25 protein-coding genes and 1 pseudogene are annotated in these 25,040 nt (G+C 35.3%); 17 read left to right on the top strand and 9 right to left on the bottom strand.

Annotated features, from left to right (window positions below):
• Positions 1-95 precede the first annotated feature (95 nt).
• Together ACI6PB_RS03030 and ACI6PB_RS03035 are read left to right on the top strand one after the other, a co-directional pair.
• Positions 96-1,532 carry a sucrose-6-phosphate hydrolase gene (locus ACI6PB_RS03030; RefSeq protein WP_404327750.1) on the top strand — a complete coding sequence of 479 codons (1,437 nt, stop codon included), beginning with the start codon at positions 96-98 and terminating at the stop codon, positions 1,530-1,532.
• 8 nt (positions 1,533-1,540) lie between these two features.
• A complete protein-coding gene (locus ACI6PB_RS03035; RefSeq protein WP_025084696.1) occupies positions 1,541-2,524 on the top strand; it encodes a LacI family DNA-binding transcriptional regulator in 984 nt (327 codons plus the stop codon).
• 21 nt (positions 2,525-2,545) lie between these two features.
• On the opposite strand, the pseudogene ACI6PB_RS03040 reads toward ACI6PB_RS03035, so the two are convergent.
• Together ACI6PB_RS03040 and rlmD are read right to left on the bottom strand one after the other, a co-directional pair.
• Positions 2,546-2,899, bottom strand: a pseudogene (locus ACI6PB_RS03040) (NUDIX domain-containing protein); the annotation flags it as partial.
• A 249-nt stretch (positions 2,900-3,148) separates the two neighbouring features.
• Positions 3,149-4,528, bottom strand: coding sequence for a 23S rRNA (uracil(1939)-C(5))-methyltransferase RlmD (gene rlmD, locus ACI6PB_RS03045; protein ID WP_025084697.1), 1,380 nt, complete (start codon positions 4,526-4,528; stop codon positions 3,149-3,151).
• Positions 4,529-4,594: 66 nt separating this feature from the next.
• On the opposite strand from rlmD, the gene recX reads away from it, so the two are divergent.
• The 9 genes from recX to ACI6PB_RS03090 all read left to right on the top strand — a co-directional run bounded on the left by recX (position 4,595) and on the right by ACI6PB_RS03090 (position 11,485).
• The gene (recX, locus tag ACI6PB_RS03050) at positions 4,595-5,365 is read left to right on the top strand and encodes a recombination regulator RecX (RefSeq protein WP_025084698.1); all 771 of its coding nucleotides are present in this window, start codon (positions 4,595-4,597) and stop codon (positions 5,363-5,365) included.
• A gap of 78 nt (positions 5,366-5,443) precedes the next feature.
• Positions 5,444-5,977 (top strand): DUF402 domain-containing protein, encoded by a 534-nt coding sequence (locus tag ACI6PB_RS03055; protein WP_054643218.1) that lies wholly within the window; start codon positions 5,444-5,446, stop codon positions 5,975-5,977.
• Positions 5,978-6,042: 65 nt separating this feature from the next.
• A complete protein-coding gene (locus ACI6PB_RS03060) occupies positions 6,043-6,933 on the top strand; it encodes a LysR family transcriptional regulator (RefSeq protein WP_025084700.1) in 891 nt (296 codons plus the stop codon).
• 82 nt (positions 6,934-7,015) lie between these two features.
• Positions 7,016-7,369: a MerR family transcriptional regulator gene (locus ACI6PB_RS03065; protein ID WP_404279603.1), complete on the top strand. Its 354-nt coding sequence runs from the start codon at positions 7,016-7,018 to the stop codon at positions 7,367-7,369.
• 2 nt (positions 7,370-7,371) lie between these two features.
• A complete protein-coding gene (locus tag ACI6PB_RS03070) occupies positions 7,372-8,316 on the top strand; it encodes an aldo/keto reductase (RefSeq protein WP_056955769.1) in 945 nt (314 codons plus the stop codon).
• Positions 8,317-8,352: 36 nt separating this feature from the next.
• On the top strand, positions 8,353-9,363 hold the full coding sequence (locus tag ACI6PB_RS03075; RefSeq protein WP_404327751.1) for an aldo/keto reductase: 1,011 nt from the start codon (positions 8,353-8,355) through the stop codon (positions 9,361-9,363).
• Between the two features lie 26 nt (positions 9,364-9,389).
• A complete protein-coding gene (locus ACI6PB_RS03080) occupies positions 9,390-10,301 on the top strand; it encodes an amidohydrolase family protein (RefSeq protein WP_404327752.1) in 912 nt (303 codons plus the stop codon).
• A 1-nt stretch (position 10,302) separates the two neighbouring features.
• Entirely contained in the window at positions 10,303-10,875 is a 573-nt protein-coding gene (locus ACI6PB_RS03085; protein ID WP_025084703.1) for a histidine phosphatase family protein, read from the top strand.
• Between the two features lies 1 nt (position 10,876).
• Positions 10,877-11,485 carry a histidine phosphatase family protein gene (locus ACI6PB_RS03090; protein ID WP_404327753.1) on the top strand — a complete coding sequence of 203 codons (609 nt, stop codon included), beginning with the start codon at positions 10,877-10,879 and terminating at the stop codon, positions 11,483-11,485.
• Between the two features lie 45 nt (positions 11,486-11,530).
• On the opposite strand, the gene ACI6PB_RS03095 is transcribed toward ACI6PB_RS03090, so the two are convergent.
• Positions 11,531-12,565: an IS30 family transposase gene (locus ACI6PB_RS03095; RefSeq protein WP_059075255.1), complete on the bottom strand. Its 1,035-nt coding sequence runs from the start codon at positions 12,563-12,565 to the stop codon at positions 11,531-11,533.
• A gap of 230 nt (positions 12,566-12,795) precedes the next feature.
• Here ACI6PB_RS03095 and ACI6PB_RS03100 point away from each other — a divergent pair, with 230 nt between their 5' ends.
• The gene (locus tag ACI6PB_RS03100) at positions 12,796-13,371 is read left to right on the top strand and encodes a histidine phosphatase family protein (RefSeq protein ID WP_025084705.1); all 576 of its coding nucleotides are present in this window, start codon (positions 12,796-12,798) and stop codon (positions 13,369-13,371) included.
• A 53-nt stretch (positions 13,372-13,424) separates the two neighbouring features.
• On the opposite strand, the gene ACI6PB_RS03105 is transcribed toward ACI6PB_RS03100, so the two are convergent.
• The 6 genes from ACI6PB_RS03105 to ACI6PB_RS03130 form a co-directional block, all read right to left on the bottom strand.
• Entirely contained in the window at positions 13,425-14,171 is a 747-nt protein-coding gene (locus ACI6PB_RS03105; RefSeq protein ID WP_025084706.1) for an amino acid ABC transporter ATP-binding protein, read from the bottom strand.
• Positions 14,171-14,866: an amino acid ABC transporter permease gene (locus tag ACI6PB_RS03110; protein WP_025084707.1), complete on the bottom strand. Its 696-nt coding sequence runs from the start codon at positions 14,864-14,866 to the stop codon at positions 14,171-14,173. Before ACI6PB_RS03110 ends, ACI6PB_RS03105 begins: the two co-directional genes overlap by 1 nt.
• A gap of 31 nt (positions 14,867-14,897) precedes the next feature.
• Positions 14,898-15,680 (bottom strand): transporter substrate-binding domain-containing protein, encoded by a 783-nt coding sequence (locus tag ACI6PB_RS03115; RefSeq protein WP_025084708.1) that lies wholly within the window; start codon positions 15,678-15,680, stop codon positions 14,898-14,900.
• Between the two features lie 80 nt (positions 15,681-15,760).
• Complete coding sequence (gene cysK, locus ACI6PB_RS03120; RefSeq protein WP_056955767.1) at positions 15,761-16,684, bottom strand: cysteine synthase A; 924 nt, start codon at positions 16,682-16,684, stop codon at positions 15,761-15,763.
• 13 nt (positions 16,685-16,697) lie between these two features.
• Positions 16,698-17,495, bottom strand: coding sequence for a homoserine O-succinyltransferase (locus ACI6PB_RS03125; protein ID WP_404327754.1), 798 nt, complete (start codon positions 17,493-17,495; stop codon positions 16,698-16,700).
• Between the two features lie 249 nt (positions 17,496-17,744).
• Positions 17,745-18,206 (bottom strand): hypothetical protein, encoded by a 462-nt coding sequence (locus ACI6PB_RS03130; protein ID WP_025084883.1) that lies wholly within the window; start codon positions 18,204-18,206, stop codon positions 17,745-17,747.
• A gap of 129 nt (positions 18,207-18,335) precedes the next feature.
• On the opposite strand from ACI6PB_RS03130, the gene ACI6PB_RS03135 reads away from it, so the two are divergent.
• From ACI6PB_RS03135 to ACI6PB_RS03155, 5 genes are all read left to right on the top strand, one after another.
• Positions 18,336-19,691 carry a hemolysin family protein gene (locus ACI6PB_RS03135; RefSeq protein ID WP_025084884.1) on the top strand — a complete coding sequence of 452 codons (1,356 nt, stop codon included), beginning with the start codon at positions 18,336-18,338 and terminating at the stop codon, positions 19,689-19,691.
• Between the two features lie 88 nt (positions 19,692-19,779).
• Positions 19,780-21,357: a peptide chain release factor 3 gene (locus ACI6PB_RS03140; protein ID WP_025084885.1), complete on the top strand. Its 1,578-nt coding sequence runs from the start codon at positions 19,780-19,782 to the stop codon at positions 21,355-21,357.
• A 391-nt stretch (positions 21,358-21,748) separates the two neighbouring features.
• Positions 21,749-22,756 carry a glycoside hydrolase family 73 protein gene (locus ACI6PB_RS03145; RefSeq protein WP_025084886.1) on the top strand — a complete coding sequence of 336 codons (1,008 nt, stop codon included), beginning with the start codon at positions 21,749-21,751 and terminating at the stop codon, positions 22,754-22,756.
• Positions 22,757-22,883: 127 nt separating this feature from the next.
• Positions 22,884-24,221: a branched-chain amino acid transport system II carrier protein gene (gene brnQ / locus ACI6PB_RS03150; RefSeq protein ID WP_025084887.1), complete on the top strand. Its 1,338-nt coding sequence runs from the start codon at positions 22,884-22,886 to the stop codon at positions 24,219-24,221.
• On the top strand, positions 24,221-24,970 hold the full coding sequence (locus ACI6PB_RS03155) for an HAD-IIB family hydrolase (RefSeq protein WP_056955766.1): 750 nt from the start codon (positions 24,221-24,223) through the stop codon (positions 24,968-24,970). Before brnQ ends, ACI6PB_RS03155 begins: the two co-directional genes overlap by 1 nt.
• Positions 24,971-25,040: the final 70 nt, after the last annotated feature.

Below are 25,040 nucleotides of genomic sequence, written 5' to 3' on the forward strand. Positions count from 1 at the left end.
ATAATAGTGGGAAAATACAAATGTTATACGATTGACATTATCAAACAAACCGAGTTACAATGAAGCCAATATCAAGGAAAGTATGAGTCAAAATTATGATTACAAAATGGACAACTGCATTAAGGTATAAACCGTATCAAGAATGGTCAAAACAAGAGTTGATCGATATTAAACAGAAGATTGATCAATCACATTGGCGTTTGGGATACCATATTCAACCTTCAACTGGTCTTTTAAATGATCCTAATGGATTCTCCTATTTTAATAATCAGTGGCACTTATTTTATCAATCATTTCCTTATGGTGCTGTACATGGACTAAAGAGTTGGGCTCATTTAACTTCAGATGATTTAGTTCATTGGCAAGATCATGGACCAGCTTTGTTGCCAGGGGATGCTCAAGATAGTCACGGTGCTTACTCAGGTTCGGCGATTCCTGTCGGTGATAAGTTATTTATGATGTATACCGGCAATGTTCGCGATGAAAATTGGATACGTCATCCCAAACAAGATGGTGCCTGGATGGATAAGGATAATCAGATAAAAAAAATTTCTACGCCATTGATTGAGAACCCTAAGCCAGGTTATACGGATCATTTTCGTGATCCCCAGATTATTAAGCATGAGGATACTTACTATTGCTTGATTGGTGGACGTCGAGCTGATGATACAGGTCATGTTTTGGTATATCAAGCTCCTGAAGTTACTGGTCCTTGGTCTTACAAAACAGAACTAAAGTTTACTGATAAAGATTGTGGTTATATGATTGAGTGTCCCAATTTACTATTTGTTAATAATCGTCCTGTTTTGATGTTTTGTCCGCAAGGAATTGAACAAGATGTGTTACAATACTCGAATGTCTATCCCAACGCTGTAGTCATCGGTGAGGACTTTGACTGGGAGACATTTAGTTTTATTAATCCAAGTGCAATTGCAAACTTAGACGAGGGTTTTGATGTTTACGCTACACATGGATTCAATGCTCCAGATGGACGAGCTTTAGCAGTGAGCTGGGTAGGTCTTCCAGATACTACTTATCCTTCAGATGAAGAAGGTTGGGCTAATTGTTTCAGCTTAGTCAAAGAATTAAAGATCAAAGATGATCATTTGTATCAAATACCAGTAGTCGAAAATAATCAGTTAGTTAAGGAAACACTTAACTCAAAAGAAATTACGCCTCAAGCCAAGTTATCATTCAAACTGGGAGCAAGCTTGGCTGGATCGATAACACTTAAGACGGAACTTAATGAAGAATTGCAAATTATTCTTGATACGACTAATGGTAAGATATTAGTTGATCGCACAAATGCTGGGGTTCCTTTCGCTACTGACTTTGGTACGACAAGAAGTACTAAAGTTACCGCAGGCAAAGAAATTCAGGCTGATTTGTATTTAGATAATACAGTTTTTGAATTATACGTTAACGGTGGACGAAAAGTTATCACCGGTCGAATTTTTCCACAAGGTAAGCAATTCTTTGTGGAATCAGAAAATATTGAAGTAAAAAAAGTTAGTTTGGACAAGATTTATTAATGAGGTAGATTATGGCAACATTAGATGATATTGCAAAATTAGCGGGTGTTTCAGCGACAACAGTTTCACGAGTTATTAATAACTATGGTTCACTGTCTGAAAAAACTAAAACAAAGGTTTTTGAAGCGATGAGAGAGCTCAATTACCAACCCAATAGTTTGGCGAGATCATTGAAAGGCAAGAAGACTCAGTTAATTGGAGTTATTTTACCTGGTGTCAGTAATCCCTTCTTTGGGCAGATGGTTCAAGAAATTGAAGATCAATTGTTCAAAAAGGGTTTTCGAATCATTCTTTGCAACGCGGGTAGTGATGCTGAAAAAGAGCGAGACTATTTGAGGATGTTGATGGCTAATCGAGTTGACGGAATCATTGCGGGTTCACACAATTTGGGTATTGAGGAATACCAAAAAGTGGGATTACCAATTATCTCGTTTGACCGTTATTTGTCAGGTGAAATTCCAATAGTTAGTTCTGATAATTATCATGGTGGTCAACTTGCTGCTCAGGCCTTAATAAGATCAGGTAGTAAAAATTTGCAAATTATCACAGGAGCCAATCATCCTAATAGTCCAACTAATGCGAGATTAACAGGTTTTAAAGATGAACTAGCAAAGAGTGATTTGGATTTTGATGTGATGGAAATTAGCTTTTCCGCTACGCCTAATATTAAAGGCTTGAAAATCAAAGAATTATTATTGAAACAAAAAGTTGATGGAATCTTCTGTACTGATGATTTGACGGCACTGTTAGTTATACAGCAGGCTAAAGCTTTAGGGATGAGGGTCCCTGAAGATGTTAAATTAGTAGGATATGATGGGACGAACTTTATTCAGTCTTACCATCCTGAGTTGACGACAGTTATGCAACCAATTTCAGATATTGTAATGGTGATGATCGATTTGTTATTAAAACGTGTTGATAATCATGATTGTCACTTAGAGGATAACTATGTTTTGCCGGTTAAATTGATTACTGGTGAAACCACTGCATAAAAAAAGTCGTAGATGTGAGGTCTACGACTTTTTTTGATACTTAAATAATTGAATGAGAAAATTGTCTCGAATATTTTGTTGAAGTGGAGGCAAATTTTTGAGTGCTAATTTTATCTGCATTCTACGATGGGGAATGAGATTGAGTGGTAATTTGTAGATTGAAAAGAATTTCAATTCGTTTGTTTCAGGACCACTTTCAATTATTTTTCCTCCGATAATTTGGCTACAGTAAACTATTTGTTGGTCATCTTGTTGTTTGTTATAGAAGGTTCCAACTTTTTTAGTGGGAGTCACGAGCAATCCAGTTTCTTCAAAAGCTTCTCTTTTTAAACAGGTAAGATAATCTTCGCCTTTTTCCAAAGTTCCCCCAGGTAAGTCCCAAAAGGGAACTTTACTAAGAGGATTAGTTTATCCACCGTTATAACACTAAAAATTCCTGTTGTTGGCATGTTGGACTCTCCTGAAATTTATTATAAAAAAAATACGTTAAATCGAGTTTAATTTTACTCTGTTTAACGTATTTTGGTTTGTGATGATATTTAATAACCATATTTCTCTGTGAAATAGTGGAAAAGAGCTACACGAAGGCAAATCCTTGTGAAATGACTGCCTCCATTTCGTTCTCTATCTTTTTACTAATTTAACAACTGTTTCAACATGTGGTGTTTGTGGGAACATATCTACTGGTTGTAGATAAACGACTTTGTAACGTTCAGCTAATCTTACTAAATCCTTAGCTAATGTTGATGGGTTACATGAGACGTAAACTAACTTATCAACTGGGTTTCGATTTAATGTCGTGATCATACTACCTTCAAGTCCAGTTCTTGGAGGATCTACGACGATTGAGTTGACGTTGATTCCGTCTTTTAATAACTCTGGATAGATCTTGTCAGTTGAACCGACATAGTAGTCAGCATTTTCGACTTCGTTTAACTTGGCATTTGCTTTAGCATCTTCAATAGCTTCGGGAATGATTTCGATTCCGTAAATATGTTTAACGGTCTCTGACATAGTAATACCGATTGTGCCAACTCCACAATATGCATCTAGAAGAATGTCTCTTTGAGTAGGCTCCAAAGCTTGGTTGACTAAATCATATAATTTATCAGTTTGAAGTGAGTTCAATTGTAAAAAGGCACGTGGTGAAAAATTAAAGATGTAACCGTTGATATCTTCTTGAAGATATTCGTCACCCCAGAGTAATTTAGTTTCGTCACCCCAAACAGCACCTTGGTCTTCTTTGTTGATATTCTGGGAAATTGAACTAACTTCAGGAATTTCTTTTTGAATACGTTCAATTAATTGATGTTCTTTGATGAATTTTGGTGAACGAGTAATGAAAGTAACTTGAAGTTGGTTAAATTCAACTGATTCACGAATGACGATCATACTGAGAATTCCTGATTTTTGTTTAGGATTGAAAACGGGAATTTCCAAATCTTTAATAATTTCAACAATTTTACGCATGGCAGACATAGTCAAATCCATTTGCGTTGGCATTTCAGTTAGATCGACTAATTCTTGTGTACCTGTTTTATAAAGGCCACAGCGAATTTCACCATCTATTTCTTGGATAGGGAACTGAGCTTTGTTACGGTATTTTTCTTGTTGAACTGAAGCTACGGTTGGGCGAATATTGTATTTTTCATATGCGTAGGGCTTATATTTTTCGAGTGACTCGCGGAGAATGTCAGCCTTAAATTTTAATTGATCTTCATATTTAATGTGTGCAAAATCTAGACCACCAACTTTATCGGCTAAAGCAGGTGTTTCAGGATTTCTGAAACGACTGGCCTGTCTGATTTTGTGAATACGACCATTGAGAAAACGAGGGTGCACGTCAGTGACTTCACAGACGATGACATCTTCAGGGACGGCTTTTGGTACGAAAACGATGACATGCTTGAAAAAGCCAATGCCTTCGCCGTTGATACCGATTCGTTTGATAGTCAGTGGAAATTTGTCACCAACTTTTAGTTCTTGAGTTATATTTGTATCCATAATTTTTCCTTTGAATGTTTTTGCGATAAACTTACACTTGAGTATAACATGTGAGGTAATAATATTTTGGCAAAAGTTACGAAAATTCAGGCCCAGAAACGTAAGGGGCGTTACAATATTTACCTTGATGGTAAGTATGCTTTTCCTGTAGCAGAAACTACATTGATCGAATTCCGTTTAATGAAGGACGTAGAATTAACCGATCAACAAGTTGCGGAGATTGAACATCGAGAAAATGTAAATAAGGCTTATGGTGATGCAGTAAATTATCTAAGCTATCAATTACGAACGGAAAAAGAAATTAAAGAGTATCTATATAAGAAGGAATACCACAAAGATGCTGTTGAGTTTACACTAGAAAAATTGCGTAATTTGCACTATTTGGATGACGCTAGTTATGCTAAGAGTTTCATCACTGATCAATTACGAATGACGGCTAACGGACCTAAAATAATTGAGCAAAAGTTGTTTCAAAAAGGTGTACCAGACAATATCATTCAGGATAGTTTATTTGATATTGATCAGGATACTTTATTGGAGAATGCTATAGAGTTTGCTAAGAAGCAGGCACGAAAACAAAAACGAGCCTCATTTCAACAAATGCTGACGAAAATTCGTCAGAGCTTATATCAAAAAGGCTTTAATAGTGAGATTACTAATGAGGCTATTAAAAAATTGGATTTAGAAGTCGATGAAGATGAGGAACTTGATAAATTAAAGAAGATGATTGAAAAAGTTCAGCATCGTTATGATACACAGGCTAAATTGATTAATTATTTAATGACTAAAGGTTATCATTATGATGAAATCAAACGCGTTTTGGATGCTAACAATTAACTGTTTATCTTTCAATCGTTTCACAGCTCTGTTATACTTTTTTTGGATAAGAATTAGGTTTAGAAAGCTGGGTAAGTTATGCAAGTTCCTAGAGAAGGGGATTACGTAGCAATCCAGAGTTATAAGCATGATGGTCATTTACATCGTACTTGGCGTGAAACAATGGTGCTAAAGACAAGTGAGAATGAGATTATCGGTTGTAATGAGAATACTCTTGTTACAGAAGCGGACGGACGTCGTTGGGTAACTAGAGAACCAGCATTAGTCTATTTTCATAGAAAGTACTGGTTCAACATTGTTACTATGATTCGGAATAGTGGAGTGTCCTATTATTGCAATCTAGCAACACCGTTTGCCTTAGATAAAGAAGCTATTAAATATATTGATTATGATTTAGATGTTAAAGTTTTTCCGGATGGAGAAAAAAGACTGCTAGATGTAGATGAATATGCAGCACACAGTAAAATGTGGAATTATCCACCCGAAATAGATACAATTTTACATTATAATGTCGACGTTTTAATTGATTGGATCGATAAGAAAAAAGGCCCATTTTCACAGGCCTATGTTGATCTTTGGATGCAAAGATATGAGGAACTGTCACACCATTAGGATTGCTATATCCTAGTAAGATCACCTGTAGGTGGTCTTTTTTAGTATTCAGGAGGGAATAAGAAATGGAATTACGTGTTTTAAATTATTTTTTGATGATTGCGCGTGAAGAAAATATTACTCGAGCAGCTAATTTATTACATGTCAGTCAACCAACACTTTCCAGACAAATTGCGGCGTTGGAAGAAGAATTGGGTACAAAATTGTTTGTTCGTCAAAGTCATAAAATAACTTTGACTGAGGACGGTCTATTGTTAAGACGCAGAGCTGAAGAGATGCGCCAACTGAGTGACAAAATTAAAGAAGAAATGACTAAAGATAAAGGGGAGATTGCTGGAGAAATTGCTATTGGTGGTGGTGAACTGCAGAGTATGAATGAGCTGTCTCAAATCATGGCAGCATTTCGGCAAAAATATCCATTAGTAACTTTCAAAATTCAAAGTGGTAATTCAAAGGATACTAAATGGGGAATTGAACAAGGGTTATTGGACCTAGGATTATTGATTGAACCAGTTAGTACTGAGAAATATGATTTTGCTAGAATGCATCCAACTGAACAATGGGGTGTTATGACAGCAGTTGACTCACCTTTAGCTCAATTGGATTATGTAGAATCAAAAGACTTGCGAAATCAAACATTGATTATGTCTAATAGTCGGCCTATGGAAAGCGAGTTGAATCATTGGTTTGGGAGTGATTTAAAGCAAATTAATATAGCTGCAAATTATAATTTGCTTTATAATGCCGTTATTATGGCTCGAGCCGGTCTTGGTAGTGTTTTGTGTCTGAAGTTGGAGGCTCATTATAAGGGAATGAAATTTGTTCCTCTGAAACCAGCATTAACTTATAATTCTGTTTTAGCCTGGAAAGCTGATCAGATAGCAGCTCGTAATGTGTTGGCCTTTATTGATTTTACTAAGAAATACCTAGAAGGTATTTCGGATGATGAAAAATAAGCATTATACATTTCACATAAATGGTTTGATAATATAGATGTTCCGTTAAGGGATGTCTATTTTTTTGTAGGAAAGATTAATTATGAATAAAAAAGAAGTTAGCCAAAAATATCGGATTCCAATTGAAGTGCTTGATGAATACGAATCTTGGGGTCTGTGTAATGTCGTTAAGTATGTGATGGGTGAGTGGCAATATGATGATCAGGATCTGGAACGTTTAAGTACAATCATGGCTTTACATGATGTTGGCTTTAATAATGAAGAAGTTAAGGAATATATGCATCTTTTATTAGAGACTAGTGATTCTAAAGAAGAGATTATAGCATTGCTAAATAATAAGCGTAAAAAAAAATTACAGCAGATTCATTTACAAGAGAAACAATTGGAAAGAATCGATTATTTGAAATTTAAAATGAAAGAATTAAAGGAGAAATAATTATGAATAATTTACCTAAAATTGCATTAGGAACTTGGGCTTGGGGAGAAGATAAGTCAAAAGGCAATAAAGTTTTTGGAAATAGTTTAACTGAGGAAGATCTAAAACCAGTATTTGAAACGGCTATGAATTTAGGCTTGAATCTTTGGGATACAGCAGCCGTTTATGGAATGGGAGCTTCAGAAGAAGTCCTAGGTCAATTTGTGAAAAATATTGATCGTAATAAAATTATTTTATCTACAAAATTTACGCCACAAATAGCTGATAATACAGATCAACCAGTTGAAAATATGTTTGATGGCAGTATTAAAAGATTGAATACTGACTATATTGATATTTATTGGATTCATAATCCGGCTGATGTTTCAAAATGGACAGAAAAGATTATTCCATTGGCAAAGAGCGGAAAAATTAAAAATATTGGTGTTTCTAATCATAGTTTAGCTGAGATCAAACAAGCTAATGAAATTTTGAATAAAGAAGGGTTAAAGATTTCAGCCGTTCAAAATCATTACAGTTTGTTGAATCGAACTTCTGAAACCTCTGGAATTATTGATTATTGTAATAAAAACGATATTACTTTCTTTGCGTACATGGTCTTGGAACAAGGAGCACTTTCGGGTAAATACAATAGTCAACATCCTTTCCCTGCAGGTAGTGATCGAGCTAAATCATATAATTCCAAACTTGATGAATTAGAAGATTTGATCAAAGGCATGAGTAAAATTGCTCAAAAGCATGATATTGATGTTGCTCAAATTGCGACTGCTTGGGCTGTTAATAAGGGAACGGTTCCTATTATTGGTGCCACAAAAGTTAAACATATTGAAGATGCAGCTAAGGCGGCCAAAGTAGTATTGAGTGCAGAAGAGTTAACACAATTGGATGAACTTGGAGATAAGACGGCCGTAAGCACTATCAGAGAATGGGAAAAACCTATGAAATAAAGAGTTATTAAATGAATTTTGGTAAAGGAGACAATAATGGATTATCGTAAACTGGGTAATACAGGATTGGATGTTTCAAGGATCTGTTTAGGAACAATGGGCTTTGGACGCCCAGAAACAGGTGTTTTCCCTTGGGCTATTGACTATGATAAAAGTGAACAAGTGGTTAAAAAAGCTTTAGATTTGGGAATCAATTTTTTTGATACGGCCAATATTTATTCTTACGGTGATAGTGAAGAGTTTTTAGGAAGAGCATTAAAAAAGTATGCTAATCGTGATGAAGTAGTAGTCGCTACAAAGGTATTCTTCAGCCAATCTGATAAACCTAACCAACACGGGTTATCACGTAAAGCTATCATGACTCAAATTGATAAAAGTTTAAAACGATTAGATATGGATTATGTTGATCTGTATATCATTCATCGCTGGGATTACAACACTCCAATTGAAGAAACTATGGAAGCTTTGCATGATGTAGTTAAATCAGGAAAAACTAGATATATTGGAGCTTCAGCCATGTATTCTTGGCAATTTGAACGTGCCCAAGCGGTTGCTAGAGAACATAATTGGACTGAATTTGTTTCAATGCAAGATCACCTGAACCTCTTATACCGTGAGGAAGAACGTGAGATGCTCCCACTTTGTGAAGACGAAAATATTGCGATAACACCATATAGTCCCTTAGCCTCAGGACACCTGACACGTTCAACTTGGGATGGTAAGACTAAACGTGCTCAGACTGATAAGGTTGCTGAAAGTAAATATAATAATGCGGAACAAAACGATATGGAAATTGTTAAACGAGTTTCGGAAGTAGCAACTAAACATCATGTTACGATGGCTCAAGTTGCCATTGCTTGGTTACTGCAAAAGAAACAAGTTGTGGCCCCAATCATTGGTGCAACTAATCCAGATCATTTGGCCAGTACCGTTGATGCTTTGAATATTAAATTAGAGAATGAAGATGTGAGATATATGGAAGCACCATATTTACCACATAAGTTAGTCGGTGCTTTTACTAAAGAAGAAAATGATTTTACTCGTTAATGATTGATAGGATAGGTGAAAAAATTATGAGTCAAAAATTAGATGTTTTTGCACACGTTTTGCCAGCCAATCTGTTGAAGAGTATTAAAAAAGATGTCCCCAGTATTATTGAGGACAATCTTTTTTTGCAGATTCCATCTTTAACAGATTTAAAATTGCGTCATCACGACTTTCCTCAGAATGTTAAACAGGTTATTTCAAACGTTAATTTAAATCCTGAAGATTATTTTGATGGAGAAAAGTCTGCTCGAATGTGCTGGGATGCCAATGGAGAGATGATACAGATTCAAAAAGACAATGCCGATATTTTTGAATCAGTTGTAGCAATGGTACCTATGAATAATCTGGATGAGACCATCAGAATCATTCAGGAAGTTTCTAAAAATTCATCTTTAGTGGGAATTCAACTTTTTACAAGAGCTTTAGGAAAGTCGATTGCTGATCCAGAATTTGAAAGAGTGTTTAAAACAGCCGCAAAATTAAATGTTCCAATTTGGTTACATCCTGTGTTTGATGATAGAAAGCCAGATAACAATCTGACTTTCAGCTGGGAATATGAATTAACACAAGCCATGTACCAACTTGTTTCGGCTGATTATTTCGAAAAGTATTCTGATTTAAAAATAATCGTTCATCATGCAGGAGCAATGGTGCCATTTTTTGCTGGACGGATTAAATATACTTTGCCTAAACATTATGAGGATTTTAAGAAATTTTATGTTGATACAGCAATTCTGGGTAATCCTAAGGCTTTAGAATTAGCACTAGACTTTTATGGTTCAAAACATTTAGTCTTTGGGACAGATGCGCCTTTTGCCGTAATGCCTAATGGAGCAACCAAAGAAATCATGCAAGCAATTGATGAAATGAACATTACTGATACTCAAAAAGACAATATTTATCAAAAGAATTTTATTAATCTGTTGAAGGAGAAATAGAATGACAAAAAAACTTTATTTAATGCGCCATGGACAAACTCAATTTAATGAACTACATAAAATTCAGGGAGCATGCGATTCTCCATTAACGCCAAAAGGAATTGCCGATGCTAAAAAGGTTGGTCAATATTTTAAAGAACATCAATTAACTTTTGATCATGCATATTCATCAACTCAAGAAAGAGCTTCCGATACCTTAGAATTGGTAACTAATCAACCGTATCAACGGCTTAAAGGGTTAAAAGAATGGAATTTTGGTGTCTTTGAAGGTGAAAGTGAAAAATTAAATCCCAAATCTGATCCTAAAATAGGTTCATATGGTGATTTCTTTGTACCCTACAAAGGGGAAGCTGCCAATGAAGTACAAAGTAGAATCAATCGAACATTAACTAATGTTATGGAGCAGGCAACAGACGGTCAAAACGTCTTAGCTGTTAGCCACGGTGGAGCTATTCATATGTTTACATTGAAGTGGATCACTGAACGATTGCCACACATTACTAATTGTTCGGTAATTGAATTCGAATATGATCAAGGTATTTTCAAATATCAGAAAACGATTGAAGTGAATTAGAATGGTCAAAACCTTATATTTAATGCGACATGGACAGACACAATTTAATGCATTAGGTAAGATTCAGGGCGTCTGCGATTCGCCTTTGACCTCAAAGGGCATTGCCGATGCTAAAAGAGTTGGTCAGTACTTTAAGGATAATCAAATAGAATTTGACCACGCCTATTCGTCAACGCAGGAACGAGCCTCCAACACTTTAGAATTAGTAACTAATCAGCCCTACCAGCGTTTGAAGGGATTAAAAGAATGGAATTTTGGTGTCTTTGAAGGTGAGAATCAACGACTAAATCCTAAATATGATTCAAAAATTGGTTCAGTCGGAGATGCTTTTGTTCCGTACGGTGGTGATTCAGCAGATGCCGTTCAAGCACGAATGGTAAGAGTTTTGACCGATATTATGAATCGTAAAGATAATCAAAAAATCTTAATCGTAGGCCATGGTGCTTCAATTTATTTATTCTTGAAGAATTGGATTCCACTGAAGGAAATCGTCAAGCACGTAGAAATGAAGAATTGTTCTGTTTTGAAGTTCGAATTTGAGAATAACGAATTTAAATATCTTAAAACAATCGAAAATTTCAATAACAAGTTAGCCACTTGGACAAAATAAATTGAATCCAAGTGATATCAGTATTTGAAGTTTATAAATATGTCTTTAAGCGCCACAGGAACTAGCAAAGAGTTCTTGTGGCGTTTTATAGTTCAATAACTTTCTAGGCATATTGTTGAGCTTAAATTCTATGTCTCTTATTACTTTTGGGCTGACTGTATCCAGTGACAGCCCTTTGGGCAAGTCACGACGTATCATTCGATTATGTACTTCATTTGTTCCACGTTCACAAGATGTATATGGGTGTGTGAAGTAAACATCCGCAACGCCAGCCATATCAGATGATAGATTAGAGAACTCAGGGCCATTGTCTGCAGTGATTGAATTGATAAGATCACCATAGTTCTTTATGATCTCTTTCATAGCATAATCTACAGAGTCGGCATCTCTACCGTCAATAAGTCTCATTATTTCAAAGCGTGTCTTACGCTCTATGAGCGTTAAGACGACACTCTCATGGCCATTTCTTTTGCCCACAATCGTGTCTATCTCAAAGTCCCCAAAGGATTCTCTGCTATCAACACTTTTAGGGCGTTTCTCAATACTACGACCAAGTAGACGCTTATGCTTTTTTGAAGTATGTTGCTTAGTCGGTCTAGTTGACTTTTCTACCAGATCAATATTCCGGATTTCAAGTCGTTGTTCATCAATATATTTGTAAAGTGTAGTAGTACAAACCATTTCATCTACTAAGAATAATTCTTCGTTCTTAGCTCGTCCAACGGCCGTATCAGGTGACCATCCATTATCTATGAACTGGCTTACAAAGAAGCCTAAAAAGGCTGTGACTTGGTCGAATTTAGAAGGACGATGGCAAAGCTTACGGTTCTTTACATACTTTTGATGTGCAGTGTCAGGAAAGTAGCAATTCAAGTGTTGAACTTTACCATTAACTTTCTTGATCTGCTCAACAGTACCTCTGTTAATTTCATTATTAATAGTCTGAGGTGAAACGCCGATAGCTTTAGCTATCTGGCGATTCGAGTAGCCAATTGAATGAAAGGAAGCAATCTTTCCACGTTCAATTTCAGTTAAATGATGTCCTTTAGGACGATTTATGATATTCTGTTCTAGCACCAAGACGAAAAACCTCTTTCATTGTTTGTGTGAGAACTCCAATGATACCTGATTTTTACGTCTTGGTGTTTTTATTTTGTCATTTTTCTAAAGTGGCTAACTTGATTATAAAATTCGCCATCTTAAAACAATCAATGTGGTAAATTGATTTTAATTTTCGACTTAAATTTGTAGTTTCAAAAGTAAAAGTCGCGTATTCTAGGCGTATATCAGATTTTGGGAGAGAAATTGAGATGAAGACACTATATTTGATGCGTCATGGACAAACGCTGTTTAATAAACTAGAAAAAACACAGGGAGCCTGTGATTCACCTTTAACAGTTAAGGGAATTGAGGATGCTAAAGCAACAAAGCAATTTTTTGTAGAACATCAAATGCACTTTGATCATTGCTTTTCATCAACACAAGAACGTGCTTCCGATACTTTGGAATTAGTAACTGATCAACCTTATCAACGTTTAAAAGGAGTTAAGGAATGGGATTTTGGTATTTTTGAAGGTGAAAGTGAAGCACTCTTACCTCAAACTTACTATACTGACGGTTCTTATGGTGATTTCTTTGTTGAATTTGGTGGTGAGTCAGCTATAGAATTTCAAGCTCGTGTTGTTGAGACTCTTAAGAAGACAATGTCACAAGTATCTGATGATGAAAATGCATTAGTAGTTTGTCATGGAGCAGTGATGTTAATGTTTATGCAGTCATTATTCTCAATGGAAAAGATTGCTAAGAAGATCAGCTTTCATAATTGTGCTGTACTTAAATTAACTTTCGATAATGATAGATTTGAATTTGTTGAGCAAGTAAAATAATCCCTAGCAAAAAAGCAGCCATTTATTGGCTGCTTTTTTATTAGGGATTATTACTATTTTTCTTCGTTAAATGAGATACCTGACAGAAAGTCTTTAATTCTTGTTGTTGGGTGATTGAAGAATTCATCCGGAGAACCGTCAAAGAGAATGTCGCCATCTTCAACGAAGACAATTTTGTCAGCGACTGAACGAGCAAACTCCATGTTATGAGTAACAATGATCATTGCCTGGCCCATCTTACTTAGCTCCTCCAAAATCAAAAGAACTTGTGTTTCTAATTCTGGATCAAGGGCACTGGTGGGTTCATCCAAAAGGATGTATTCGGGGTCCATTGCTAAAGCACGGCAAATTGATATACGTTGTTGTTGTCCACCGGATAGTTGGCTAGGATAACGATCAGCATATTCTGACAATCCAACTTGAGCAAGTAATTTATGAGCACGTTCTTCAGTTTCTTTTTTGGATTTACCAAGCACTGTTTCAGGAGCAGTAGTGATGTTCTTAATTACAGTCAAATTAGGAAAGAGATTCCAATTTTGAAAAACCATACTAGTTTTTTTACGAACATCAAAACTGAGCTTTTTAGAAACAGGTTTGGAATAATCGAGTTGTAGATCAGAAAAACTTAAGGTTCCACTCTCAGGTCGAACTAAAAGATCAAGTGATCTTAGTAGTGTCGACTTACCAGAACCAGAAGGTCCCAGAATAACCGTTGTTTTACCATCAGGGAAGTCAACACTAAGATTTTTAAGGACTTGTTTTTTACCATAGGTTTTAACAATATTCTTTAATGAAATCATTAAGCTTCACTTCCTTTAACGTATTTTGAAGTTCTCCGTTCGAGATAATGTTGCAATAGAGTAAGTAACGAGCAGACAACAGCATACAAGAAAGCAGCCAATGAGTACATTAATAATGGTTGGAAGTTTTTGGCAGTGATTTGTTGACTGACTTGGAACATTTCCAAAATTGTAATGGAACTGGCTAGAGATGTATCTTTCACTAAACCAATGAATGAATTGGATAGTGGTGGTAGAGCAATTCTAACAGCTTGTGGCAACACAATCTTCATTAATGTTTGCTTAGTCGTAAAGTTCAATGTAAAAGCTGCATCCCATTGATCTTGCGGAACTGATAACAAGGCTGAACGAATCGTTTCTGAAGCATAGGCTCCAGTATTCAATGAGAAACCAATTACGGCAGCAATGAATGGTGATAGTTGAACGCCAGCACTTGGAAGACCAAAGAAGATAATGAACAATTGAACCAACAGTGGAGTAGAACGGAATAACCAAACATAGAAGTTAGCAATCGCACGAAGTACTAACCAAGGATATTTGATTAATTTGTTTTCACTCGGTTGGATAAATTTAATTAGAGCTGTTAATACGGCTAAGATCAGGCCAAAGATAAAAGAAATGATGGCCAACGGAATGGTATACTGCAACATTGCAGAAATCATTGCCGGTAACGAAGTAATGATAGTGTGCCACATGAAGTTATAACCCCCTCGATAATTTTAAAGTTTATTTTTTGGTGATATCTTCACCGAAGTATTTATTAGAAAGCTTCTTCATTGTACCGTCTTTATATAGTTCTTTGATAGCTTTATTTACACGGTTACGTAGATGAGTTGATTTCTTGTTGTAAATTGGTGCAATTTCTGATGGTTCAAGTTTGCTATTTGGAATAGTAATGTATTTCAAATCAGTGTTCTTATGACTTTCCTTCCAATATAAGAAGGCTTCCTTAGAATTGAAGGCACCAGCAACACGTCCTTGATTGATCATTGACATGTCAGTTTGGAAATCGGCTGCAGGAACAACTTTAGCACCAAATTTTTCGGCATGATTATAGTTGTCAGTACCAGTACCAGCAGAAATCTTCTTACCTTTAATATCATTTACAGAATTAATTCCTGTGCCATCTTTAGTAATAATGACAGATTTTGAATAAATGTAAGGTGTTGAGAAGATGTAGTGTTTCTCACGTGATGGGTTCTTTGCAACGTTGTTCAAAACAACATCGAAAGTATTAGAATTTAAACCGGCAATTAATGAGTCCCATTTTGTTGGAACAAATTTAGCCTTTAGATCAAGTTTCTTAGCAATGGCCTTACCAAGATCAACTTCGAATCCTTTTAATTTACCATTATCACGGTATGAATAAGGTGCATAAGTACCTTCCAAACCGATAGTTAAAGTACCATCAGTTTTAGTATCACTGTTAGCACTCTTGTTTGAGCAACCAGTTAGAACCAAAACAAAGGCCGCAATCATTGTTAAAATTAAAGCTATACGCTTTTTCATTATAAAAAATCCCCCTCTAATAGAAAATTACCATTTTCTATTCTCTCATAAAATAAAAATACTTAAAAAAGATATGACTTCTAAAATTTAAATAAGTCAGTTGATAAATATCGTTCACCGTTATCGGGTGCAACAGTAACAACAGTTTTACCCTTACCAAGTTTCTTGGCAATTTGAATGGCTCCATATATATTGGCACCGGCAGAAATACCTGGTAGAAATCCCTCTTTGTGGCTAACTTCTTGTGCCATCTGAATAGCTTGGTCACTAGTTACTTCTATTATATCTGAGTAGGCATCCTTATCGAGTGTATCGGGAATGAAGCCGGCACTGATACCTTGAATTTTGTGAGCACCAGTTTTTCCTTCCTTTAACAGGGGAGATTCAGCGGCTTCAAGAGCCCAAACCTTTACATTAGGATATTTTTTAGTTAGAGCATGACTAACGCCAGAAAGAGTACCACCAGTACCGACACCGGCTACAAAACCATCAACTGGAGTGTCGCCGAAAGCTGCAACGATTTCCTTACCAGTAGTAGCTTCATGAATAGCAGGGTTAGCAGGATTTTGGAATTGCATAGGCATAAAGTAGCCATTTTCCTTAGATAGGTCAGTAGCTTTCTTAATAGCACCGCCCATACCATCTTTACCAGGTGTCAAAATCAATTCAGTACCGTAACCTTGCATTAACTTACGACGTTCAATACTCATTGTTTCAGGCATTGTAATGATTAAATGGTAACCCTTAGCAGCAGCAACTAATGATAAACCGATACCAGTGTTACCAGAAGTAGGTTCAACTAAGGTATCACCAGGCTTGATCTTGCCAGTCTTTTCAGCAGCTTCAATCATTGAAAGAGCAATTCTATCTTTGATAGAGCTGCCAGGATTGAAGAACTCTAATTTTACATAAACGTCAGCGGCATCTTCAGGAACGACGTTGTTTAGTTTAACGATAGGTGTATTTCCAATAAGTTCTGTAATATTTTGAGCAATTTTTGTCATAATAATAATCTCCTTAACAAGTAGTTAATTTATATTCTGAAACTGATTGAAGCCAATTGTGATAAAAGTTAAGTTGTGTTTGCTTCCAAGCAAAAGTTGGCTTCTTATCTAATGGTGAATAGTAATTCAAAGCTGGAAGTGGATGTTTTACCTTGGAACTGGCCAATTCACGACGATATTCTTTATCTAAACCATCTCTTTGATATTCCAAATGTGAAAAGATAAAAGTTTGATTCTTATCGACGGTTTCGGCCAAAGTTAGTAAACCATTTTCACTGATAGCTTTGACTGATAGGTGAGGGTTATTCTGTATTTCTTCGTGATCCATTTCGGCATAACGAGCGTGAGGTGCAGGAAAGTTGTCACTGATGTTTTCAAGATATTTAGAATCCTTTAAAATTTGGTTTTGAAAGATTCCTAATACCTTGTGAGGTAAAAGTTTTTTTTGAATGTTATATATACGATTAAGGGCAGCCATGGCGCCCCAACAGACATAAAGTTGTGGAATATTGGTCTGATTTAATTGATCAATCAAATCATTGATTTCATCAAAGTAGGAAACTTGAGGAAAATCTAATTTTTCAACTGGACTACCGCTAATAATAAAACCATCAAGATCCTTAACTTCTTCTAAATCTAGAGGTTTCATGTTATCTGTTATTTCGGAATCGAGTACACGATCAACGTAACGAGTGGCTGAATAGTAAAAAGTTAATTCGACGTTATCAAGGTCTAAAGCCTTCTGAAAATTGTTCATGGTTTCGATTTTATTTTGCATTAAATTTAAAATTCCAATTCTAATAGGTTCCACAAGTATCTCCTTTCTAAGTTTGGCAAACAAAAAGAGGAGCCGACTAATGTCAGCTCCTCTTGATTTACAGTTTGCACTACTTGTTTATCAATTGAGTGGTATTAGACATGTCGAAAAAGTATAGTAATTTTTGTCAATTACTACACAACAACATGATTTAATGTTTTCTTGGTTAAATTTCAACATGTCAAATTCCTCCTGCAATTAAGATGACTCAAATTTACAATTAAAAAATTAATTAGTCAAGGATTATTTCTTTTTTTCTGTATAAATTGAAAGTGACTCAAATTCCAAATATGATGCTAAAGTCAATGAAATCATCAATAAGAAGACCAACCAACCCATTGTACGACCAAGGATTAAACTCAATGGTAAAAAACGAGCAATGAGATAAATGCTTAGCATCGATAGCCAAAAATCAACAAAAAGATTTGCACCAATGACAACTTTGTTACGTTCAAGTACAAAAAAACGTAAGAGATCTTTGAGAATTTTTCTAGTTGAGCTACGGTACATAATCAAAACAGGACGTTGAGCAATTACCTTAACAGCAAACATACCAAAAGCTCCCACAATTCCACCAACAACAATTCTCCAAGTCAAAGCGTGTAGAACTAATGAGTTATATGATACCCCGATGATCGACAAACAGAGAACATAAGGGATGATGAAGAAAAATAGGTAGATGATGGAAATTTTTTTATTAGACATTTTTGATTACTCCCTATATACTAATGTTCTTATTTTAACATGAAAAAGGTTTATTGTTGAATACATAAACACCTGTTATAATTGTTTTGTTTATGTTTAAGTTTACAAATGAAAGTGAGTGCGAGTTAAATGAGTGGTGACTCTTCTGGAGCGTCGCTTTCCGGGCAGCTGATTTTAATAATAGTTTTAACATTATTAAATGCTTTTTTTGCAGCAGGCGAAATGGCGATAGTTTCTGTTAATAAGACGTCCGTTGAGGAAAAAGCAAAGAGTGAAAATAAACGGGCTCAGAAAATATTACAGGCGATTAATAATCCCAATAAGTTCCTATCTACGATTCAAGTAGCGATTACCTTAGCAGGCTTCTTGTCATCAGCTAGTGCGGCAACTACTTTAAGTACGAGGGTAGAATCTTTGATTGGTAAATTTCCAGGTAGTCACGAAATTTCAATCATTATTATAACGATAATTCTATCGTTTATTACCTTAGTTTTCGGTGAACTGTATCCGAAGAGAATAGCGTTACAAAAACCTTATGAGGTGGCTAGTTTTACTGAACCTTTTATAAGATTTGTTGGTAAGATTTTGCGTCCATTTGTTTGGTTGTTGGATAAAACAATTAATATGTTGACGAGGATCACGCCGATTGATTTCAGTCAAAAGGATGATCCTATTTCTAGAAATGAAATGATTGCTACTTTACGTAAATCACGTAATAGTGGAACAATTAATTCCGATGAATATCAAATGTTACAAGGAATCATTCGTTTCGGTGATAAGACAGCACGAGAAATCATGACACCGAGAATGGATACCTTTATGATCGACATCAATAATCCTGTTGATGAGAATATTGATGCAATTCTAGAACAACCATATTCAAGAATTCCGTTGTATGGTGGCGACAAGGATAACGTTATTGGAATTGTTCATATTAAGGATTTGTTGAAGAAGTCTCGAGAAATTGGTTTTGAGAATATCAATTTAAAATCAATTATGAAGGAACCATTGTTTGTTCCCGAAGCAACTAATATTGACGCCTTGCTTTTAAAAATGCGTAGTACACAAACTCAAATTGCTATGGTGGTTGATGAGTATGGGGGAATTGTCGGTTTAGCTACGATTGAAGATATTTTGGAAGAAATCGTTGGGGAAATTGATGATGAATATGATCCTGTAACGAAGAATTTCCAACGTTTGGGTGCTAATAAATTTTCTGTCATTGGTTTAATGACAATTGAAGATTTTGATGAATTATTTGAAGAAGAGATTCAAGTAGAAGATGTTGATACGATTGCAGGTTATCTGATTATGAATATTGGTGAGATACCTGATCCTAAACATCCCAAGTCATTCGAATTAAAAGATGGAACTGTAATTACATCTGGTGAATTGAATGGATCAAGAATTGAAAATGTTATTGTGACTGTACCAGATAGTAAATTAAAGACAGTTACCTCAAACATGTTCAAAAAGAAATACTAACTGTATTTCTTTTTTTTCGATGAAGAATTAAGTTACAAAGTATGTATGGAGGAATAAAGTGCACAGAAATTCTGTGTGTTAATAAAATATGGATCAAAAACAATTAGAACAAGAAGTAAATAAACGTAGGACCTTTGCCATCATCTCTCACCCGGATGCTGGTAAAACAACTATTACTGAACAAATGCTTTACTTTGGTGGAGTTATTCGTTCTGCTGGTACAGTTAAAGCTAAGAAATCTGGTCAATTTGCAACTAGTGATTGGATGGAAATTGAAAAGAAACGTGGTATTTCTGTTACCAGTTCTGTTATGCAATTTCATTATCATGATAAGGATATCAACATTTTGGATACTCCAGGACATGAGGATTTCTCTGAAGATACTTATCGTACATTGATGGCGGTTGATGCTGCAGTCATGGTAATTGATTCTGCCAAGGGTATTGAACCACAGACAAAGAAATTATTTAAAGTTGTTAAAAAACGTGGTATTCCTATCTTCACATTTATGAATAAACTTGATCGTGATGGTCGTGATCCGCTTGATTTGATTGCTGAATTGGAAGATCTTTTGAATATCGAGGGTTGTGCTATGAATTGGCCTATCGGTATGGGTAAGGAATTAAAGGGATTATACGATATTAGTAATAATCGTTTGGAACTTTACCGTAAAGATGGCGATGATCGTTTCCTACCTTTGAATGATAAAGGACAATTGGCTGAATCTAATCCAATTGAGGAAGAGGGTGTCTACGAACAAGCATTAGGTGAAGTTGATTTGATTAAAGAAGCTGGTAACAAGTTTGATTTGGATAAAGTTTTAGCAGGTAATCAAACTCCTGTATTCTTCGGTTCAGCTTTGACTAACTTTGGTGTGGAGACTTTCTTGAATACATTCTTGGATATGGCACCAGCTCCAGCCGAACATAAGGAACAAGATAGTGAAGAAGTCGTAAAGCCTGATGATCCAACATTCTCTGGTTTTGTCTTTAAAATTCAAGCCAATATGAATCCTAATCATCGTGATAGAATTGCTTTTGTACGTATTTGTTCAGGTGAGTTTGTCCGTGGAATGGATGTAACTTTGAATCGTACAGGCAAAGTGATGCGTTTGAATAATGCGACTGAATTCATGTCTGATCAAAGAGAAACAGTTAAGACCGCTGTTGCCGGTGATATTGTTGGTTTGTATGATACTGGTAATTTCCAAATTGGTGATACGATTTATGAGGGCAAAAAGTCAGTTCAATTTGAAGATTTACCTCAATTTACACCGGAAATGTTTATGGAAGTTCAAGCTAAGAATGTTATGAAACAAAAGTCATTCCACAAAGGGATGCAACAATTGGTTCAAGAGGGTGCGGTTCAACTTTACAAGAAATATACAACTAATGACTATATTTTAGGCGCAGTTGGACAACTTCAATTTGAAGTCTTCCAATTTAGAATGAAAAACGAGTATAATTGTGATGTCGTTATGAAACCAATTGGTTCTAGAATTGCCCGTTGGGTCGATCCTGAACAACTAGATGCTTCAATGTCATCAACTAGAAATATGTTAGTGAAAGATTTGGATGATAAACCATTGTTCTTATTTGAGAATAAATTTGCTGAAAACTGGTTTGCTAACAAATATCCAAATGTTAAGTTAACTTCAAAATTATAGAAAATCGCTGAAGGGCGGTTTTTTTTATTGTAAAATTTTCATGGTAGTGTAAAAAATCACATATAAAGGAGGCGTAAAAAAGCCCGGATGGCGTGAAAAAAGGGGATTATGCTCTCTATTTTTAAAAATTAATTTGGCTACCAATGGGTTTATTCAATTAAACATTTCATTTTTATGGAATTTGTTATCCAATTTCTTTTGGAAAAGATGTAATTGGTTTATTTGATGTAAAAAAATCTTAAATTTCTTAAGAATTTCTTAATGTCAAGTAACAAAAAATTACAATTTATTTTCGAATGTTTAATTCTTGTTACAAAATCCGGGTTTTATTGAAACTAAATTTTGTAAATAGTAATCTATAACTAGATTATTCATTAAGGGGAAACATTCTATGTCTAAAAAAAATCTAATTACAAGTGCCTTGGTACTTGGAACATTGGCTGCGACTGCTACGCCTTCAGTAGTATCAGCCGCTACAACCGATGCAGATTCTACAGCATCTGACACAAATACAGAACAAGTAAATAATAAATCACAAAATAACGATGAAAACGTCATTGCTGGCTCTGACGTAAAAAAGGCTGATACAACTGTTGCCAATTCTTCAATCGTGCAAGCAGCTAGTGAGTCATCATATGCAGCATCAAATGCTACAGCAATCGTGCAAGCTGCTTCAGGATTATCATCTTCACAACAACAAGCCTTTTTAAATGAAGCCGTTCCTATGGCTCAAAAGGCTGCTTCAAAATATAACCTATATACGTCAGTAATGTTGGCACAAGCCATTCTTGAAAGTGGTTGGGGTGCTTCAACATTAGCTACTCAAGGTCATAACTTGTTTGGTATTAAGGGTGACTATAATGGTGCTTTTGTAACAATGCCTACATCTGAATACAGTGCATCAAAAGGTTGGTATACAATTTATGCTAACTTCAGAAAGTATCCTAGTTACTACGAATCATTCTTAGATAATGGTGACAAACTTCGTAATGGTGTTTCATGGAATTCTAGCTATTACAAGGGTACATGGAAAGAAAACACAAGTTCATATAAGGATGCAACTGCATGGCTACAAGGTAGATATGCAACAGCTCCTAACTATGCTTCTTCATTGAACAACATCATCTCAACATACAATTTGACACAATATGATGGTACTGCTCAAACAAACAGTGGTTCACAAGATACCCAAAAGGGCGTTATTACAGTTAGAAATAGTGCTAGTCCTTATGTAAAATTGCTTGCTCTACAAAGTGATGGTACATATTCAGTAATTACTAATCGTGCTTTAGGTAACAACACACCATGGCAAACTGATCAAACAAGAGTTCTTAATGGTCACACTTACTATCGTGTTGCTACTAACGAATGGGTACAAGATACATATGTTGTTAAATAATAGATATGTGAGTATATTTAGACATCCTGATGGATGTCTTTTTTTTGTGAAAATTTAAATATTAGTTGTGTCGAAACGTTGATTTGATTATGATATTTAAATGAGTTTAGTTAAGAGAGTGAAGCAAATGAAAACAAAATTAACTTGGAGAAGTTTATTCTTTATTGGTTCAATGTTATTTGGATTATTTTTTGGAGCCGGAAACCTGATTTTTCCGGTCTATCTTGGTCAACAAGCTGGAAAGAATGTTGGACTGGCTATTATTGGACTTTTGATTACTGGAGTAGGGTTACCACTTCTAGGAGTTGCCAGTATGGGAATTACGGGTAGTAATAGTGTCTTTGATTTAGCGGGAAAAGTTAATCGCCCGTTTGCTTATGTTTTTACAATTCTACTTTATATGACAATGGGTCCGTTGTTTGCCATTCCAAGATTAGCGACAATTTCATTTCAATTAGGAATCGCACCTTTTGTTGATAAAGGACATCAGAGTTTAGTATTATTAATCTTTTCAGCCATTTTCTTTGTTGTAACATGGTTATTATCGAGAAAGCCAAGTAAGTTGATGACTTATGTTGGTAAGTGGTTAACGCCAATTTTTCTAGTTTTACTAGGAATCTTGATAGTGACAGCTTTTATAAAACCAATGGGTAATTTGCAAGCTGTTCCACAAAATCAATATGCGACAAGTCCAATTCTGACTGGATTTACCGAGGGATACAATACGATGGATGCCTTGGCTTCATTAGCTTTTGGTGTTGTGGTAATCGATACGATTAAGTCATTAGGAATCACACATCCTGGTCAGATTGCCAAAGATACCATCAAATCTGGTGTTATCAGTGTGGTAATCATGGGTGTGATTTATGGTTTCTTAGCATTAATAGGAACAATGAGTGTAGCCAAGTTGCCATTAGCTTCTAATGGTGGAGTAACTTTAGCACAAGTTTTCAATTATTATTTTGGTTCGTTTGGTAGTCTATTGTTAGCTTTGATTGCAATTATTGCTTGTTTGAAAACTTCAATTGGTTTAACAACAGCTTTTGGTGAAACTGCTGAAGAGATGTTTCCCAAGTTTAAATATCAAATTACCTTAATTGTAGTTGGTGTAATTTCATTTTTGATTGCTAATATTGGCTTAACAAAATTGATCAACTATTCGACACCCGTTTTAATGTTCCTATATCCTCTGGCCATTGTTTTGATTATTGTGGCAGTTTTAACACCATTGATTGGTGAGTCGAGATGGATTTTTGGATTGACAACATTATTTACAGTTATTCCATCGTTATTTGCGGGAGTGGAGGCTCTACCAGAAACTTTGAAAAGCTCTAGTTTTATTCAAACTGTATTACATTGGAATAGTTATTTACCACTAGCTTCGTTGGGATTGGGCTGGGTAATTCCAGCTCTGGTTGGATTAGTACTTGGCTTTATGATAAATAAATATCAGGAGAGAAATTAATGAAGTATATTTTTGATGTTGATGGAACTTTGAGTTTTGATGGTGAAACAATTGCTCCAGTAATCAATTCTGCTATTGACGATTTGATTGCGGCAGGGAATGAAGTTATTTTTGCTTCGGCACGTCCGATCAGAGATCTTTTACCAATGATTCCTACCTTTACGGATCAAAAATTAATTGGTGCTAATGGTGCCATGATTTCAATCGATCAACAGATTAGAGTGATTTCCCAAATAGACCTTAGATATTATGACTTCTTAAAAGATTTGATTAATGAATTTCAGTTAGATTATATAGTTGATGGTAGTTGGAACTATTCATCTAGAATTACTCAAGAAAGTTTTATTGAAAAAATGATTGATCCTCAGAATTTAGCTAAACAAGTTACCCTGGAAGAAATTGTTGAACCGATTAAAACAATTTTTGTTAATTTGGATGACTCTTTGCAAGAAACATTGATGACTCTTATTAAGGAAAAAACGACCTTGAATGCTATTGGTTTAGCTGGTGAGGGAACCGTTGATATTACATCGCAGAATATTAATAAGGCTTATACTTTAGATTATCTCCAAGTTGATAAATTTGTAGCCTTTGGTAATGATCGCAATGATTTGGAAATGTTAGGTGAAGCTCAGCAGAGTATTTGGATTAATAGTAAGCCGTCATTACTGAATTTTGGTAAGAAAACGGATGTTATTTGTGAGGCTAGTAGTGAAAAAGTAGCAAAACTTATTAAAAGCTTTGTTTAATTTATATTGATTATCAGTAGATAGAAAAAGAGTGTTCATATTAACCAATTAAAATTTGGTTGATATGAAC

This window comes from Companilactobacillus paralimentarius, from assembly GCF_963227125.1.
Taxonomy (GTDB): domain Bacteria; phylum Bacillota; class Bacilli; order Lactobacillales; family Lactobacillaceae; genus Companilactobacillus; species Companilactobacillus paralimentarius.